General features: G+C 63.6%; 16 protein-coding genes. 12 read left to right on the top strand and 4 right to left on the bottom strand.

All coding sequences use genetic code 11. The features are described 5' to 3' along the window. The first annotated feature begins 145 nt into the window (after nt 1-145). Entirely contained in the window at nt 146-1666 is a 1521-nt protein-coding gene (locus EI969_RS13085; protein ID WP_160388185.1) for an APC family permease, read from the top strand. 172 nt (nt 1667-1838) lie between these two features. Further along, the gene (locus tag EI969_RS13080; RefSeq protein WP_160388184.1) at nt 1839-3263 is read left to right on the top strand and encodes a gamma-aminobutyraldehyde dehydrogenase; all 1425 of its coding nucleotides are present in this window, start codon (nt 1839-1841) and stop codon (nt 3261-3263) included. A gap of 147 nt (nt 3264-3410) precedes the next feature. Here EI969_RS13080 and EI969_RS13075 read toward each other — a convergent pair whose 3' ends face one another. Further along, a complete protein-coding gene (locus EI969_RS13075) occupies nt 3411-3647 on the bottom strand; it encodes a hypothetical protein (RefSeq protein ID WP_160388183.1) in 237 nt (78 codons plus the stop codon). A gap of 180 nt (nt 3648-3827) precedes the next feature. Here EI969_RS13075 and EI969_RS13070 point away from each other — a divergent pair, with 180 nt between their 5' ends. The 6 genes from EI969_RS13070 (at nt 3828) to yghX (ending at nt 11044) form a co-directional block, all read left to right on the top strand. Continuing rightward, nucleotides 3828-5591: an L-lactate permease gene (locus tag EI969_RS13070; RefSeq protein ID WP_160388182.1), complete on the top strand. Its 1764-nt coding sequence runs from the start codon at nt 3828-3830 to the stop codon at nt 5589-5591. Between the two features lie 182 nt (nt 5592-5773). Next, on the top strand, nt 5774-7273 hold the full coding sequence (gene glcD / locus EI969_RS13065; protein ID WP_160388181.1) for a glycolate oxidase subunit GlcD: 1500 nt from the start codon (nt 5774-5776) through the stop codon (nt 7271-7273). After that, the gene (glcE, locus tag EI969_RS13060; protein ID WP_160388180.1) at nt 7273-8337 is read left to right on the top strand and encodes a glycolate oxidase subunit GlcE; all 1065 of its coding nucleotides are present in this window, start codon (nt 7273-7275) and stop codon (nt 8335-8337) included. Before glcD ends, glcE begins: the two co-directional genes overlap by 1 nt. A gap of 3 nt (nt 8338-8340) precedes the next feature. Beyond that, complete coding sequence (gene glcF, locus EI969_RS13055; protein ID WP_160388179.1) at nt 8341-9558, top strand: glycolate oxidase subunit GlcF; 1218 nt, start codon at nt 8341-8343, stop codon at nt 9556-9558. Between the two features lie 19 nt (nt 9559-9577). Beyond that, on the top strand, nt 9578-9979 hold the full coding sequence (locus EI969_RS13050; RefSeq protein ID WP_160388178.1) for a heme-binding protein: 402 nt from the start codon (nt 9578-9580) through the stop codon (nt 9977-9979). Nucleotides 9980-10156: 177 nt separating this feature from the next. Further along, nucleotides 10157-11044 (top strand): YghX family hydrolase, encoded by an 888-nt coding sequence (yghX, locus tag EI969_RS13045; RefSeq protein WP_160388177.1) that lies wholly within the window; start codon nt 10157-10159, stop codon nt 11042-11044. A 149-nt stretch (nt 11045-11193) separates the two neighbouring features. Here yghX and EI969_RS13040 read toward each other — a convergent pair whose 3' ends face one another. Both EI969_RS13040 and EI969_RS13035 read right to left on the bottom strand, forming a co-directional pair. Continuing rightward, nucleotides 11194-11847, bottom strand: a complete 654-nt coding sequence (locus EI969_RS13040) for a peroxiredoxin (protein WP_150715062.1) — start codon at nt 11845-11847, stop codon at nt 11194-11196. 122 nt (nt 11848-11969) lie between these two features. After that, on the bottom strand, nt 11970-12914 hold the full coding sequence (locus EI969_RS13035; RefSeq protein ID WP_178120654.1) for an aldo/keto reductase: 945 nt from the start codon (nt 12912-12914) through the stop codon (nt 11970-11972). 129 nt (nt 12915-13043) lie between these two features. On the opposite strand from EI969_RS13035, the gene EI969_RS13030 reads away from it, so the two are divergent. From EI969_RS13030 to EI969_RS13020, 3 genes are all read left to right on the top strand, one after another. Beyond that, nucleotides 13044-13832: an alpha/beta hydrolase gene (locus EI969_RS13030; protein ID WP_160388176.1), complete on the top strand. Its 789-nt coding sequence runs from the start codon at nt 13044-13046 to the stop codon at nt 13830-13832. 128 nt (nt 13833-13960) lie between these two features. Then, nucleotides 13961-14590, top strand: a complete 630-nt coding sequence (locus EI969_RS13025) for a hypothetical protein (protein ID WP_160388175.1) — start codon at nt 13961-13963, stop codon at nt 14588-14590. 19 nt (nt 14591-14609) lie between these two features. Then, nucleotides 14610-15227: a metalloregulator ArsR/SmtB family transcription factor gene (locus tag EI969_RS13020; RefSeq protein WP_160388174.1), complete on the top strand. Its 618-nt coding sequence runs from the start codon at nt 14610-14612 to the stop codon at nt 15225-15227. A 2-nt stretch (nt 15228-15229) separates the two neighbouring features. On the opposite strand, the gene EI969_RS13015 is transcribed toward EI969_RS13020, so the two are convergent. Then, complete coding sequence (locus EI969_RS13015) at nt 15230-16117, bottom strand: LysR family transcriptional regulator (protein ID WP_160388173.1); 888 nt, start codon at nt 16115-16117, stop codon at nt 15230-15232. 91 nt (nt 16118-16208) lie between these two features. Here EI969_RS13015 and EI969_RS13010 point away from each other — a divergent pair, with 91 nt between their 5' ends. Further along, nucleotides 16209-17651 (top strand): aldehyde dehydrogenase family protein, encoded by a 1443-nt coding sequence (locus tag EI969_RS13010; protein ID WP_160388172.1) that lies wholly within the window; start codon nt 16209-16211, stop codon nt 17649-17651. Nucleotides 17652-17657 lie beyond the last annotated feature (6 nt).

Below are 17657 nucleotides of genomic sequence, written 5' to 3'. Positions count from 1 at the left end.
GCTGGCGATGGCGATTTCACGGACGCCATCGCCAGCAAGCCGGCTCCTACAGATAGGCGTGTTCATGACAATAAGCCCCAAAGGGGCACTGGCGGGCCAACCCGCCAACCTTGCAATCCACTGCCATTGATAATGAGGAAATAACATGAGTGGCTCATCCAATACGCGTGCAAGCAGCAGCGCCGATCAGGACGCGGAACAACTGCGCGCCCTCGGCTACAGCTCGGATTTCAATCGCAGCATGAGCCTGTGGGAGAACTTTTCCCTGGGCTTCACCTATCTGTCGCCGGTCGTCGGCGTCTATACCCTGTTCGGCCTGTGCCTGGCCGCCGGCGGCCCGCCGATGTTCTGGTCCTACCTGCTGATCGGCGCCGGGCAAATGCTGGTGTGCCTGATCTTCGGTGAAGTGGTTTCGCAGTTCCCGATTTCCGGTGGTGTCTATCCGTGGGCCCGTCGTCTGGTGGGCAAGCGCTGGGCGTGGATGGTCGGCTGGGTGTATGCCTGGGCGCTGTGCGCGACCATCGCCGGCGTCGCCGTGGGGGCCGGGCCGTACCTGGCAATCATGATGGGCTTCCACCCCGGACCCGAGGCGAATATCTACATCGCCCTGAGCATCATCCTGCTCTCGACCGCACTCAACCTGGTGGGCACCAAGCTGCTGGCGCGTGTGGCGATGTTCGGTTTCCTCTGCGAACTGGTCGGCGCGATTCTGGTGGGCGGCTACCTGTTGATTTTCGAGCGCCACCAGCCGTTCAGCGTGCTGTTCGACACCTTCAACCTGCAAGTCAACGGTTCGTACTTGCCGGCGTTCCTCGCGGCGTCCCTGGCGGGCCTGTTCCAGTACTACGGTTTCGAGGCCTGTGGCGATGTCGCCGAAGAAACCCCGAACCCGGGCAAGCGCATTCCCAAGGCCATGCGCATGACCATCTATATCGGTGGCGCGGCAGCGATGTTCGCTTGTCTGGCGCTGATTCTGTCGGTGCCGGACATGGCCAAGGTGCTGGCCGGCGAAGACACAGACCCGGTGGCGACCATCCTCGCCAACGCCTTCGGCCCGGTCGGTTCGCGCCTGGTGATGGCGGTGGTGATGGTCTCGTTCATCTCCTGCGTGCTGAGCTTGCAAGCAGCGGCCAGTCGCCTGTTGTTCGCCTATGCCCGCGACGAAATGATCGTCGGCAGTTCGCTGTTCAAGCGCCTGTCGGCCAACCATGTGCCGTCCTTCGCCCTGGTGGTCAGCGGTCTGGTGCCCGCCGCCATCGTTTGCCTGGGCATGTTCATGGCCGATGCCGTGGCGACCATCGTCGGTTTCGCGGCGATTGGTATCTACGTGGCGTTCCAGTTGATCGTCGTCGCAGCACTGATCGCCCGTGCCAAGGGCTGGCGCCCGAACGGCCAGTTCACCCTCGGTGCCTGGGGCCTGTGGGTGAACCTCGCCGCCCTGGTTTACGGCGTGTGCGCAATCGTCAACATGGTCTGGCCGCGTTCGCCGGATGCGCCGTGGTACATCAACTACTCGATGATCCTGACCACCCTGGTGGTGATGGGCGCAGGCCTGGTCTACATGCTGCTGGGCAAGCCTTACGACAAAGGCACCGCACCGGCGGGTGATGCCTGGAAGTTTTCCAAACCGGTGAAAGCACCACGGGCTGTGGCGGTCAGTAACTGACAACCAATTTCCAATATGGGAACCGGATCAATGTGGGAGCAAGCCTGCTCGCGAAGAGGCCGTCACATCCAGCATTGATGTCGACTGACACACCGCTTTCGCGAGCAGGCTCGCTCCCACAGTTTTGATCCGGTTTCGGCAGAAAAATAAAAGTGTTAGTGAGGAAAAAACCATGCAAACCAAATTACTGATCAACGGCCAACTGCAAGACGGCGAAGGCCCCGCCCAACCCGTCTTCAACCCTGCCTTGGGCCGTGTGCTGGTGGAAATCAACGAAGCCAGCGAAGCCCAGGTCGATGCCGCCGTACGCGCCGCCGATGCCGCGTTCGACAGCTGGTCGCAGACCCCGCCGAAAGAACGTTCGCTGCTGCTGCTCAGACTCGCCGACGCCATCGAGGCCCACGGCGAAGAACTGGCCAAGCTGGAATCGGACAACTGCGGCAAGCCCTACAGCGCCGCGCTGAACGACGAGATCCCGGCGATTGCCGACGTGTTCCGCTTCTTCGCCGGCGCCAGTCGCTGCATGAGCGGTTCGGCCGGTGGCGAGTACCTGCCCGGCCATACCTCGATGATCCGCCGCGACCCGGTGGGCGTTATCGCCTCCATCGCGCCGTGGAACTACCCGTTGATGATGGTCGCCTGGAAAATCGCCCCGGCCCTGGCCGCTGGCAATACCGTGGTGCTCAAGCCGTCGGAACAGACCCCGCTGACCGCCCTGCGCCTGGCCGAACTGGCGTCGCAGATCTTCCCCGCCGGCGTGCTCAACCTGGTGTTCGGCCGTGGTCCTAGCGTCGGCAGCCCGCTGGTCACCCACCCGAAAGTGCGCATGGTGTCGCTGACCGGGTCGATCGCCACCGGCTCGAACATCATTTCCAGCACCGCCGACAGCGTCAAACGCATGCACATGGAACTCGGTGGCAAGGCGCCGGTGATCATCTTCGACGACGCCGACATCGATGCCGCCGTGGAAGGCATCCGCACCTTCGGTTTCTACAACGCCGGGCAGGACTGCACCGCGGCCTGCCGCATCTATGCCCAGGCCGGCATCTACGAGAAGTTCGTGGAGAAACTCGGTGCCGCCGTCAGCAGCATCAAGTACGGCCTGCAGGATGACCCGTCGACCGAACTCGGCCCGCTGATCACCGCGCAACACCGCGACCGCGTGGCCGGTTTCGTCGAGCGCGCCATCGCCCAGCCGCACATTCGCTTGATCACTGGCGGCAAGGCTGTCGAAGGCAACGGCTTTTTCTTCGAACCTACCGTGTTGGCCGATGCACAACAGGACGACGAAATCGTCCGTCGCGAAGTGTTCGGGCCGGTGGTGTCGGTGACCAGGTTCAGCGATGAAGCGCAAGTGCTGGGCTGGGCCAACGATTCAGACTACGGCCTCGCCTCCTCCGTATGGACCGCCGACGTTGGCCGCGCCCATCGCCTGGCGGCGCGCTTGCAGTACGGCTGCACCTGGGTGAACACGCACTTCATGCTGGTCAGCGAAATGCCCCATGGCGGTCAGAAGCTGTCCGGGTATGGCAAGGACATGTCCATGTATGGGCTGGAGGATTACACCGTGGTTCGGCATGTGATGTTCAAGCATTAAGAGCTTCGCCTGTAGGAGCGAGCTTGCTCCGGGCGGCGTTCCGACGATGGACGTTAACGATGACGCGGCGTACCTGGCACACCGTGTCGTCCCATTCGCCAGCAAGCCGGCTCCTACAAAAAAAACCGATCTCCACGCAACCACCGCTCACAACGTCCGCTGGCTATTACCAATCCCCTTGGCAATATCGATCCCCCAGTCCATCGCCGCTTCCATGTCCAGCATGTGCGGCCGTGGGTCGTGGTTTTCATCGATGGCCGTGCCGTCCGGCCGATAGACGCCGATGAACATGCCCAGCGAGCCGTCTTTCAATATTTCCGCTTTGACTTTGATATTGCATCCATTCGATAGCGTTTCCTTGTGCTCCAGATGGCGCTCGGTCATGACTGCATTCCTCCCCTGACTGGATTGAAACCCTACTGGCCATGCTAGCTCAGCACTCTGAAATGCGCTGATTGGCAGGACCGAAGGCCGGCCCTGACAGCTGCGCAATGCCACCTATACTCAAGCCCACCTCCCCCCCAGGGGATCTGCACGTCCAACAATAAAATGCAGAGGTGGAACATGGTCTGGCAGCAAGTCTACGATCCGTTCAATAACCCGGTGCTTTCAACGCTGATGGCGGCTGTGCCGGTGGTGGTGATGCTGGCGTCCCTCGCGTTTTTTCATGTCAAGGCGCACCTGGCGGCGTTGCTCGCGTTGGCCTCGGCCTTGCTGATCGCGATCTTCGCCTTCGGCATGCCGGCGGACATGGCAGGTTCCGCGGCACTGTTCGGCGCGGCCAATGGTCTGTTGCCGATTGGCTGGATCGTGTTGAACATCATCTTCCTGCACCGCCTGACCACCGAGAACGGTTCGTTCAAGGTGCTGCAGGACTCCCTGGCGCGCATCACCGATGACCGACGCCTGCAATTGCTCCTGATCGCTTTCTGCTTCGGTGCGTTCTTCGAAGGCGCGGCCGGTTTCGGTACGCCGGTGGCGGTGACCGGGGCGATTCTGATCGGGCTCGGGTTCTCGCCGCTTGCCGCCTCGGGGCTGGCGCTGATCGCCAACACCGCGCCGGTGGCATTCGGTGCCCTCGGCACGCCGATCATCACCCTGGCCAAGGTCACCGGGCTGGATGAAATGGAGCTGTCGATGATGGTTGGCCGGCAGTTGCCCTTCTTCTCGGTGCTGGTGCCGTTCTGGCTGATCTGGGCCTTTGCCGGCTGGCGCAAGATGCTGGAAATCTGGCCGGCGATCCTCGTGGCCGGGGTCAGTTTTGCCGTTCCGCAATTCCTCGTATCCAACTATCACGGGCCGATGCTGGTGGACGTGATCGCCGCACTGATTTCCATGGCCTGCCTGACCGGTTTCCTCAAGGTCTGGAAACCGGCCACCGTGCACACCTCCGCTGCCCTGACCGGCCGGGTCGATAATTCGAAGATCGACGCCGAGCACGACGAAAAGCCCGTACCGACTGCAACCTTCGCCAACGAGGCGAAACCGGCGGTGATGCGCGCATGGATGCCGTGGATCATCCTCACGGTCTTCGTGTTCATCTGGGGCACCCAGGGCTTCAAGAACACCTTCGACACCCGCCCCGCCATCGACCCGCAAACCAGCGCCGCCAAGCTCGATCCCCAGGGTAAACCGCTGCGCGAGGCCAACCCGCTGTTCGCGCCGGTCGTGACCTTCACCACCCTGCACCAGCAGGTCGAGAAAGTGCCGCCCGTGGTGCCCGCGCCGAAAACCGAAGAAGCGGTGTACAAGTTCACCTGGTTCACCGCCACCGGCAGCGGCATTCTGCTGGCGGCGATTGTTGGTGGTTTGCTGATGGGGTACTCGATCCCGCAGCTGATCCGCCAGTACCTGCGCACCCTGTGGGTGGTGCGATACTCGCTGATCACCATTGCGGCGATGCTCGCCCTGGGCTTTCTCACGCGCTACTCCGGCCTGGACGCGACCATGGGCCTGGCCTTCGCCGCGACGGGCATTTTCTACCCCATGTTCGGCACCCTGCTTGGCTGGCTCGGCGTGGCGCTGACCGGCTCGGACACGGCATCCAACGTGCTGTTCGGCGGTTTGCAACGAGTGACCTCCGAGCAGTTGGGCATCAGCCCGGTGTTGATGGCCGCCGCCAACAGCTCCGGCGGGGTCATGGGCAAGATGGTCGACGCGCAGTCGATCGTGGTCGCCTCCACGGCCACCCGCTGGTACGGCCACGAAGGGGAAATCCTGCGCTACGTGTTCTTCCACTCGATCGTGCTGGCGATCCTGGTCGGTGGCCTGGTGACGCTGCAGGCCTATGTCGCACCGTTCAGCCATATGGTGGTGGGCGGTCATTAAATCGAATACCTGTGGGAGCGGGCTTGCCCGCGATGGCGGAGTGTCATTCAACATAGATGTCGAATGGTCTACCGCCATCGCGGGCAAGCTCGCTCCCACAGTGGAGACAACGATCCCATGGACAGCTGAGCCTGACAGGCCAATGATGAAGGTCATTGGCCTGCTGCGAGAGTCGAGAACCGATGAACATTCTCTACGATGAGCGCGTCGACGGCGCCCTGCCCGACGTCGACAGACAGGCACTGTTGCACGCCTTGAAAACCAGGCTGCCGGCCCTGGAAATCCTGCACCAGCAGGAGGAACTCAAGCCCTACGAATGTGATGGACTGTCGGCCTATCGCACCACGCCGATGCTGGTGGTGCTGCCCCGGCACATCGACGAGGTGCAAGGGGTGCTGCGCATCTGCCATGAGCTGCGCGTGCCCGTGGTGGCCCGCGGCGCCGGTACCGGATTGTCCGGCGGTGCGCTGCCCCTGGAGAAAGGCGTGCTGCTGGTGATGGCGCGCTTCAACAACATCCTGCACATCGACCCCGCCGCCCGAACCGCGCGGGTGCAGCCCGGTGTGCGCAATCTGGCGATTTCCCAGGCGGCGGCCCCGTTCGGCCTGTATTACGCGCCGGACCCGTCCTCGCAAATCGCCTGCTCCATCGGTGGCAACGTCGCGGAAAATGCCGGTGGCGTGCATTGCCTCAAGTACGGCCTGACCGTGCACAACGTGCTCAAGGTCGACATCCTCACGGTCGATGGCGAACAGTTGAGCCTGGGCTCCAACGCCCTCGACTCCCCCGGGTTCGACCTGCTGGCACTGTTCACCGGTTCCGAAGGCCTGCTCGGGGTGATCACCGAGGTCACGGTCAAGCTGCTGCCCAAACCGCAGTCCGCCAAGGTGCTGCTGGCGGCCTTCGACTCGGTGGAAAAAGCCGGGCGCGCGGTCGGCGACATCATCGCCGCCGGCATCATCCCCGGTGGCCTGGAAATGATGGACAACCTGGCCATCCGCGCCGCCGAGGATTTCATCCACGCTGGTTACCCGGTGGATGCCCAGGCCATTCTGTTGTGTGAACTCGATGGTGTTGAAGCCGATGTCGCCGACGATTGCGAGCGGGTGCGCCAGGTACTGCAACAGGCCGGCGCAACCGAGGTGCGCCAGGCCAGGGACGAAGCCGAGCGCGTGCGTTTCTGGGCCGGGCGCAAGAATGCCTTCCCGGCGGTGGGCCGCCTCTCGCCGGACTATTACTGCATGGACGGCACCATCCCCCGCCGCGAACTGCCCGGCGTGCTGCACGCCATCGCCGAACTGTCGAACGAATACGGCCTGCGGGTGGCCAACGTGTTCCATGCCGGCGACGGCAACATGCATCCGTTGATTCTGTTCGACGCCAACCAACCCGGTGAGCTCGACCGCGCCGAAGCCCTGGGCGGCAAGATCCTCGAATTGTGCGTGAAGGTGGGCGGCAGCATCACCGGTGAGCACGGCGTGGGCCGCGAAAAGATCAACCAGATGTGCGCGCAGTTCAACAGCGATGAGCTGACCCTGTTCCATGCGATCAAGGCCGCCTTCGACCCCGGCGGCCTGCTCAACCCCGGCAAGAACATCCCGACCCTGCACCGTTGCGCCGAATTCGGAGCCATGCACATACATGCCGGTCAACTGCCCTTCCCCGAGCTGGAGCGTTTCTGATGCACGGCCCTGAAGATTTCGACGACAGCCCGTCACTGCTGGAGCAGGTCAATCAGGCACTGGACAACGCCACGCCGTTGCGCATCCAGGGGTCCAACAGCAAGGCCTTTCTCGGGCGCACCACGGCCGGGGAAATTCTCGATACCCGCGCGCACTGCGGCATCGTCAGCTACGACCCGACGGAACTGGTGATCACCGCCCGTTGCGGCACGCCGTTGGCGCAGCTGGCGCAGGTGCTCGACGCCGCGCAACAGATGCTGCCCTGCGAACCGCCGGCCTTCGGCGAAGACGCCACGGTGGGCGGCATGATCGCCTGCGGACTGTCCGGACCACGGCGCCCGTGGTCCGGCTCGGTGCGGGATTTCGTCCTCGGCACGCGCGTCATCACGGGGCAAGGCAAGCTGTTGCGCTTCGGTGGCGAGGTGATGAAAAACGTCGCCGGCTACGACCTGTCGCGCCTGATGGCCGGCAGTCATGGTTGCCTCGGGCTGATCACCGAGGTCTCGCTCAAGGTACTGCCCAAACCCCGGCAGTGCCTGAGTATCAGCCTGGAACTGGACATCGAACGGGCCTTGCTGCACCTGGCGCAATGGGGTCAGCAGCCGTTGCCGATCAGCGCGGCCTGCCACGACGGCTCACGCCTGCACTTGCGGCTGGAAGGCGGTGAAGGCTCGGTGGCGGCGGCCCATGAGCGCCTCGGCGGCGAACGGCTCAACGCCTCCTACTGGGACGACCTCAACGAACAGCGCTTGAGCTTCTTCGATGAAGACCAGCCACTTTGGCGCCTGTCACTGCCGCACAACACGCCACGCCTGTCGCTGCCCGGCCGGCAGCTGGTCGACTGGGGCGGCGCCCAGCGCTGGCTGAAGTCCGATGCCGAAGCGGCGTTCATCCGCCAGGTCGTCGACGAGGTCGGCGGTCATGTCACCTGCTTCAGTCACGGCCTGACTGACACCCCGTTCCAGCCGCTGCCGCCGGCGCTGATGCGCTATCACCGCAACCTCAAACAACAACTCGATCCACGGGGCATCTTCAACCCCGGACGCCTGTACGCGGAGCTTTGAACCATGCAGACGACCCTGAGTGAAAGCGCCAGCCATCTGCCCCGCGCCGCAGAAGCCGAAAGCATCCTGCGCACCTGCGTGCACTGCGGCTTCTGCAACGCCACGTGCCCGACCTATCAATTGCTCGGCGATGAACTGGACGGACCTCGGGGCCGCATCTACCTGATCAAGCAAGTGCTGGAAGGCAACGACGTCACGCAAAAGACCCAACAGCACCTGGACCGCTGCCTGTCGTGCCGCAACTGCGAAACCACCTGCCCGTCGGGCGTCGACTACCACAACCTGCTGGACATCGGCCGGGCCGTGGTCGATGCGGCGGTGCCGCGCCCGCTCGGGCAGCGCCTGTTGCGCGAGGGCTTGCGCCAGACCGTGCCGCATCCCGATCTGTTCAAGGGCCTGGTCAATGGCGGACAGATGTTGCGCGCGCTGTTGCCCGGCCCGCTGCAAAGCAAGTTGCCGCGCAGTGTCTATCCGGCCAAACCGCGCCCCATGACCCTGCGCGCGCGGCAGGTGCTGATGCTCGAAGGCTGCGTGCAGCCCAGCCTGTCCCCCAACACCAATGCCGCTGCGGCGCGGGTGCTGGACCGGTTGGGGATCAGCGTCATCGGCAGCCGCGAGGCCGGCTGCTGCGGTGCCGTGGACTATCACCTCGACGCCCAGGCCGCCGGCCTCGATCGCGCCCGGCGCAACATCGACGCGTGGTGGCCGGCCATTGAAAAAGGCGCCGAAGCGATTGTGCAGACGGCCAGCGGTTGCGGCGCCTTCATCAAGGATTACGGCCATCTGCTCGCCAGCGACCCGGCCTATGCCGACAAGGCGAAAAGGGTCAGCGCGCTGGCCCGTGACCTGGTGGAAGTGTTGCGTGACGAACCACTGGAACAACTGGGCATCCACGCCTCGCAACGCCTGGCCTTCCATTGCCCCTGCACCCTGCAACACGGGCAAAAACTCGGCGGCGCCGTGGAAGCGCTATTGAAGCAAATGGGTTTCAACCTTACGTCCGTCCCCGACGGACACCTGTGTTGCGGCTCGGCGGGCACCTACTCGCTGACCCAGCCGGAACTGTCGCGACAACTGCGCGACAACAAGCTCAACGCCCTGGAAAGCGGCTACCCCGAGGTCATTGTCACGGCCAACATCGGCTGCCAGACCCACCTCGACGGCGCAGGCCGAACCCCGGTGCGGCACTGGATCGAACTGGTCGAGGCCGCCCTGCCTTGACCGAGCACTGGAGACGCCCATGAACAGCAAAGCCGTCCTGAGCCAGACCGAAGTCGGCCAGATCATCAACGCCGCCCGCGCCGAAGCCCAGGCCAATCAATGGGCCGTGACCATCGTAGTGGTCGATGACGGCGGCCACCCGCTGGCCCTCGAACGCCTCGACGGCTGTGCGCCGAGCAGCGCCTACATCGCCACCGAAAAGGCACGCACCGCGGCCCTCGGGCGGCGCGAATCGAAAAGCTATGAGGACATGGTCAACAACGGGCGCTACGCTTTCCTGTCAGCACCCTTGCTGACTTCGCTGGAGGGTGGCGTGCCGATTGTCTTCGATGGCCAGGTGATTGGCGCGGTCGGTGTGTCGGGCGTCAAGCCCGGGCAGGATGCGCAGGTGGCGAAGGCCGGGGCGCAGTGCCTGGAATGAAATTTTGGCTTCACCCTTTTTCCCCTGTGGATGGGCTTGTGGCGAGGGGGCTTGCCCCCGTTGGACTGCGCAGCAGTCCCATTTTCGGGGGCCGCTTCGCGACCCAACGGGGGCAAGCCCCCTCGCCACAGGCCCGCTCCAGGGCCCATGTCAAACCAGTCGAGAGGAGTTGCACCAATGACCCGTCTAACTGCAAAAGACTTCGCCCCCGAACTGCTGGAACTCTACGACTACTACGCCCACGGCAAGATCAACCGCCGGGAGTTTCTCGACCGCGCGGCGTTGTTCACCTTCGGCGGCATGACGGCCGGCGCCCTGCTTGCCGCGCTGAGCCCCAACTATGCGCTGGCCGAGCAGGTCGAGTTCACCGACCCGGACATCATTGCCGAGTACGTCACCTACCCGTCGCCCAAGGGCCACGGCCAGGTTCGCGCTTACCTCGTGCGCCCGGCCAAGGCCACCGGCAAAGTGCCGGCGGTGGTGGTCGTGCACGAAAACCGCGGGCTCAACCCCTACATCGAAGACGTGGCCCGGCGTGTGGCCAAGGCCGGGTTCATCGCCCTGGCCCCGGATGGCCTGACGTCGCTCGGCGGTTATCCCGGCAATGACGACAAGGGTCGCGAACTCCAGGCCACGGTCGACCCGGAAAAGCTGATGAACGACTTTTTCGCCGCCGTCGAGTGGATGATGAAACACCCTGCGGCCACCGGGAAAGTCGGCATCACCGGCTTCTGCTACGGCGGTGGCGTGACCAACGCCGCCGCGGTGGCCTACCCGGAACTGGGCGCCGCCGTATCGTTTTATGGTCGTCAGCCAACGGCCGAGGAAGTGCCCCGGATCAAGGCCCCGGTGATGCTGCACTACGGCGAGTTGGACACACGGATCAACGAAGGCTGGCCGGCCTATGAGAAAGCGTTGAAGGCCGGGGGCAAGACCTATGAGGCCTACATTTATCCGGGCTGCAATCATGGTTTTCACAATGATTCGACGCCGCGTTATGACGAGGCGGCGGCGAAGCTGGCGTGGGAGCGGACGGTGGGGTGGTTTAAAAAGTATCTGGTTTGAGGGGTCAGCAGGGCTGGCCCCATCGCGGGCAAGCCCGCTCCCACAGGGGGCTCCAGTGGACACAAAATCTGTGTCCGACACAGATCCAGTGTGGGAGCGGGCTTGCTCCGGGCGGCGTTCCGACGATGGCGATCTTAAGGTCGCCTCAATTACTTCGGCTGAGCCACCGTCCGCAAATACGGCTTCAACGTCTTGAACCCATCCGGGTACTTCTTCTTCGCATCTTCATCAGACACCGAAGTCGGAATGATCACGTCCTCACCCGGCCGCCAGTTCACCGGCGTGGCGACGGTGTGCTTGGCATTGAGTTGCAGGGAGTCGAGCAGGCGCAGCACTTCATCGAAATTACGCCCGGCGCTCATCGGGTAGATCAGCATGGCCTTGACCTTCTTGTCCGGGCCGACGAGGAACACCGAACGCACCGTCGCGTTGTCCACCGCCGTGCGCGCGCCGCCGCTGGCGTTGGGGTGGATCATGTCGTAGAGCTTGGCCACCACCAGGTTTTCGTCGCCGATCAGCGGATAGTTGACCGCGCTGCCCTGGGTCTCGGCGATGTCACCGACCCAGCGGTTGTGGTCACTGACCGGGTCGACGCTCAGACCGATGACCTTGGTGTTGCGCTTGTCGAATTCCGGCTTGAGCTTGGCCAGGTAGCCCAGTTCGGTGGTGCACACCGGGGTGAAATCCTTGGGGTGGGAAAACAGGACGGCCCAGCCATCGCCGATCCATTGGTGAAAATTGAGCGTGCCTTCGGTGGTGTCGGCGGTGAAATCCGGTGCTTCGTCGCCAATGCGAATTGCCATGTTCGATCTCCTTGCAGTGATGGACAGGGACGCCGTCAGGGCAACGAATGCGCGTTGGACGGCATGGACGCCGACAGTATAGGAGAGGTTGCGGGACTCGCCGGACCGCTTCGGGTGCGTCGCTAGCCGACCAGCGCAATCAGCTGCTGACGCTGGGCGTCGGTCAGCATCGGGCCGAATCCGGCGCGGGCGTTTTCCGCCATGTAGCGCGGGTTGCCGGTGCCCGGGATCACGCAGGTCACCGCCGTATGCGACAGCAGGAACTTCAGCGCCAGTTGCGGCCAGCTCTTGACCCCGACTTGCGCCGCCCAGCCTGGCAACGGTGTGTCCTTGAGTTTGGCCAGCAGGCCGCCACCGCCAAACGGCCGGTTGCAGATCACCGCCACGCCCCGCTCACGGCATAACGGCAGCAAACGTTTCTCGGCGCCGCGGTCGTCCAGGGCGTAGTTGATCTGCAGGAAATCCAGTGGCTCGGCCCTGAGCACCGCCTCCACTTCTTCATAGGCCGCCGCCGTGTAGTGGGAGATGCCGATGTAGCGGATGCGCCCTTGCTCCTTCCAGTGGCGCAGGGTCGGCAGGTGAGTCTGCCAGTCCAGCAGGTTGTGGATCTGCATCAGGTCGATGCGGTCGGTCTGCAACAGGGCGAAGGATTGTTCCATCTGCGCGATGCCTTCTTCGCGCCCGCGGGTCCACACCTTGGTGGCCAGGAACGCCGGCGAGCGCGGCTCGTGGATCGACAGCAATTCACCGGTGGTCTGTTCGGCGCGACCGTACATCGGCGAGCTGTCGATCAGCTTGCCGCCCTTGTCGAACAACGCATCCAGCACGGCGGACAAGTCTTTGTAGGCCGGTTGCGCAGGCTCGACATCGAACCCGCGATAAGTGCCCAACCCTACGATCGGCAAGGACTCGTTGCTGGAAGGAATGGCGCGGGTCTGCATGGTCTTGCCTCCTGTTCCCGTCGACGGCACGGCTTGTGCTCCCGCCGGACCGAACGTGAAGACCGCCGAAGCGCCGGCAGCCAGCGTGAGTATTTCTCTACGGGTGTAACCCTCAGGATGGCTCATAAAACGCTTCTCACCAGTCGCTCGGGTTCGACCTGTTGCGCCGACAACCCGGATATCCCGCGCCAAGGGTCGATTGACTACACTGAGAAAGCCTTGCGGCGCCAGCCACATTCAAACCTCGAGCAGTCAATGCCGCCTCCTAACGTTAGTCGAATGTCACGCACCCTGGTGTTACTCGTCGTCATCGTCGCAGCGTTGTACCTGGCGCTGTGCGTGGCGCTGTTCGTGTTTCAGCGGGCGCTGATCTACTACCCGCAACCGCGCACCGTCGGCTCGGCCGCTACCCTGCTCACCCTGCCGGTTGCCGACGCCCGGGTGCTGGTCTCTGTGCGCCCCCACGACGGCCCGAACGCGCTGATCTACTTTGGCGGCAATGCCGAAGACGTCTCGCGCAACCTGCCTTCCTTCTCGCAAGCCTTCCCGGACTACGCGCTGTACCTGCTGCATTACCGTGGTTATGGCGGCAGTTCCGGATCGCCTTCGGAAGAAGCTATTGCCCGCGACGCCTTGACCTTGTTCGACCAGGTCCACGCCACCCATCCGCACGTGGCGGTGGTCGGGCGCAGCCTGGGCTCCGGGGTTGCCGTGCGCCTTGCCAGCCAGCGGCCGGCCGCGCGGCTGGTGCTGATCACCCCCTACAACAGCCTCGAAGGCCTGGCCGCCCGACAGTTTCGCTGGTTTCCGGTGCGCTGGTTGTTGAAGGACAAATTCCAGTCCTGGCGCTACGCCGCACGCATCACGGTGCCGACGGTATTGATCGCGGCCGGAGATGACGAAGTGATTCCGCGCTCCAATACCGAGCGCCTGTTGAGTCATTTCACCAAAGGCGTGGCTTCGATGCAGGTCATCGAGGGGACGGGGCATAACTCGATCGGCGAAAGCCCTGAATACCTCAAGGCGCTGGGGGATGGGTTGTAACGGGATCAGCGGTCTTTGTAGCGACAGGCTATGGCCGTTCATCCGAGAACTCACCTGCGCCCAATAAAAACATATTTTTATGCCTATATTGATATTGTCGAACGTTCCCACTCTCTGAGGGTGCCGTCATGAATATCAAAACCCTGGCTTTGCTCCTGCTGGCTTTGTGTGCACAACCGGTCTGGAGCCAGACGCCTGCCGCTTCACCCGCCGCTGCCGACAGCCCCGCGCTGACCACGCGCCTGGCCCTGCGTGACCTTTGGGTCGAGCACATTTTCTGGATCCGAAACTACGCGCTGGCCAATCAATCCGCCGACCAGAAACAAGCCAAGGTCGCCGCCGACCAGGTCGTCGACAACGCCACCAAAATCGCCAACAGCATTGCCCCGCTCTACGGCCAACCGGCGGCGGATCAACTGCTCAAGCTGCTTGCCGGTCACTGGGGCGCGGTGAAACACTACAGCGATGCCACCGTCGCCAAGGATGCGAAAGGCAAGCAGGCCGCCGTCACCGAATTGACCAGCAATGCCAAGGCCATTGCGGCGTTCCTGGCCGGCGCCAACCCCAATCTGCCTGAGGCGACACTGGTCAACATGCTGTCGGCCCATGGCGGTCACCACATCGCCCAGATCGATGAGTTTGCCGCCCACGATTACGCCGCAGAAGCCGCTACCTGGGCGATGATGCGCACGCACATCCTGGCCCTGGCCGACGCGTTGACCGGCGCGCTGGTCAAGCAATTCCCGGACAAGTTCTGATATCGCACGAGGGCACCCCATGCTGGAAGGATTGGGCCGAACACAGCAGGACCTGCTCAATGCGCTGCTGCACCATGCCGGTGGCATGAGCATTGACGAGCTGGCGGAACACCTGGCCGTCACGCGCACGGCGATTCGCCAACACCTGGCGGCGCTGGAGCGTGACGGCCTGGTGCTGCGCGGCGACACCCGGCCAACGGGCCGTCGTCCGGAGCAGCTGTATCGGCTCACCGACCACGCGCGGGAGCAGTTCCCACGCCACTATCAGCTGCTGGCCAGCGTATTGATCGATGAAGTCGCCGCCATCATCGGCCCCGAAGCCCTGGCCTCGCTGATGCGCAGCATGGGCCGCAAGCTGGCGCTGGACCGTGAACAACAGGTCGTGGACGAAGCCAGGATCGTGCAGCACATGAACCAGGCGGGTTATGAAGCCGAGGTGTTTTTCCGCTCAGGCGACAGCCCGGAAATCGTTGCGCATAACTGCGTGTTCCATCGCCTGGCCGCCGAGCACCCGGTGGTCTGCGAACTGGACCTGGCCTTGATCGGCGCGCTGGGCGGCGCTGAAGTCGAGCACAGCGAATGCATGGTGCGTGGCGGGCATGTCTGCCGCTTCAGGCTGCGACCGACAGAACCCTGACCTTACAGATCGACCCTCTGCATGTTCGCCTTGAGAAACCCCATCAACTCGGCCGCCGCGGGCGACAGGCTCTGTCCCTTGCGGCACAGGATGCCGATCTGGCGCTCCACCCGCGGCTCTGACAGCGGCAGGAACACCAGCTTCTCGTTACCCTGCGGGAACGCCAGGGACGGCAGCGTGGTGATGCCGATGCCCTCTTCGAGCATCGCGATCAGCGAAATCATGTTGGAGACGAACAGCAGGCTGCTGTCCAGCAACCCCGCAGCTTCCGTGCCTGCAAGCAAGCGCGAGGTGCCATTGCGTACCAACGGATAAGCTTGCAGGCTCGACCAGTGCAACGCCTCGCCACTGGCCACCAACGGATGATCGTGGCGACAGACCACCCCTACCCGATCACTCAGGACCGGCACGAACTCGATGTTTTCGTCCGCCGTCCACACGCTGCTGATTGCAAAATCCACCTGCCCCTGGACCAGCAGCTGCTGCACGCTGTCGGCATTGCCGTCCTGCATGCTGATCTGCATTTTCGGGTGCTCGCCGACAAACCGTGCGAGCAGATGCGGCAACAACCGGCTGGCCACCGACGGCACCGTGGCGATGCTCACCTGACCGATTTCATGCCGCGCCAGCAGGCTGACTTCGCGGGCGATACGGTCGTGATGCGCGAGCAAATCCTCGAACAGCGGCAAGCAGTGTGCGCCGAATGGCGTCAGTTCGGTCTTGCCGCCCTTTTCGAACAATGGCTGGCCGAGTTTCTGCTCCAGCTCACGCACCGCCAGCGACAGCGCCGGTTGCGTGCGATAGGCCTGCCTTGCCGCGCCGTGAAAGCTTTTCAGCTGGGCGACCAGGACGAAATAGCGCAGTTGGGTAATCTTCAGCTCGGGCAGCACGGTAAGTTTTCCTTATCATTTCATATTTATTATTAATTTTTATTTGCAGACTAATACTCTCAAGATGGGACCAACGCAATCGGAGGTTCCCATGGCACTGCAACCCTACAAAAACTACATCGGCGGCAACTGGTGCGAAGGCCAGGGCGTCATCGCCAACCACAGCCCTTCGGATGTTCAAGACCTCATCGGCCACTACCAGCAAGCCAGCGCCGAACAGACGCTCGACGCCATCGCTGCCGCCCGCGACGCCCAGCCGCAATGGGCCGCCAGCGGCCTGGAACAGCGCCAGCAAGTGCTGATGGCCATCGGCAACGAGCTGATGGCGCGCAAGGACGAACTCGGCGAACTGCTCTCCCGGGAGGAAGGCAAACCGCTGGCCGAGGGCATCGGCGAGGTCAATCGCTCCGCGCAGTTCTTCCACTACTACGCCGCCGAAGTGCTGCGTCAGATGGGCGAGACCGCCGCCTCGGTACGCCCCGGCATCGAGATCGAAGTGCAGCGTGAACCGGTCGGCGTGGTCGGCATCATCACCCCGTGGAATTTCCCCATGGCCACCGCCGCCTGGAAGATTGCCCCGGCCCTGGCCTTCGGCAACGCCGTGGTGTTCAAGCCGGCCAACCTGGTGCCGGCCAGCGCCTGGGCCCTGACCGAGATCATCAGCCGCCAGGCCTTGCCCGCCGGCACCTTCAACCTGGTCATGGGCAGCGGCGCGGTGGTCGGCGAAAGCCTGATCCAGTCCGCCGACATCGACGCGTTGACCTTCACCGGTTCCCTGCAGACCGGTCGCCGCGTCGCGGTCGCCACCGCCGGCAACCTGGTGCGTTGCCAACTGGAAATGGGCAGCAAGAACGCCCTGGTGGTGCTCGATGACGCCGACCTTGAAATCGCCGTGGAATGCGCGTTGAACGGCGCCTTCTTCGGCACCGGACAAAAGTGCACGGCCTCCTCGCGATTGATCGTCTGCGACGGCATCCATGACCGTTTCGTCGAAGCGCTGGTGGCGCGCATGCGTCAATTGAAGGTCGGTCATGCCCTCGGCCAGGGCGTACAGATCGGCCCGGTGGCCGAAGCCCGGCAACTGGAGCAGAACCTGCATTACCTGCAACTGGCCGAAGACGAAGGCGCGACCCTGGTCGAAGGCGGCGAACTGCTGAACCTGGAGCCGGCCGGGCACTACATGCGCCCCGCCCTGTTCATCAACACCCACAACAGCATGCGCATCAACCGCGAAGAGGTTTTCGGGCCGATCGCCTGTGTGATCCGGGTCAGCGATTACGAACAAGCCCTGTCGGTGCTGAACGACACCGAATACGGCCTCACCGCCGGGATCATCACCCAGTCGCTGCGTTATGCCAGCGACTTCAAGCGCCGTGCCCGCACCGGTTGCGTGATGGTCAACCTGCCCACCGCCGGCACCGATTACCACGTGCCGTTCGGCGGCCGCAAAGCCTCCAGCTTCGGACCCCGCGAGCAAGGGCAATACGCCCGCGAGTTCTACACCGTGGTCAAGACCACCTACGTGCGACCTTGAACGGGA

Origin of the sequence: Pseudomonas sp. PB101 (assembly GCF_009764265.1) — a bacterium.
In the GTDB taxonomy this organism is placed as follows: Bacteria; Pseudomonadota; Gammaproteobacteria; order Pseudomonadales; family Pseudomonadaceae; genus Aquipseudomonas.
Note: the sequence above shows the minus strand (reverse complement) of the source record. Positions and strands in the feature narration are given on the sequence as shown.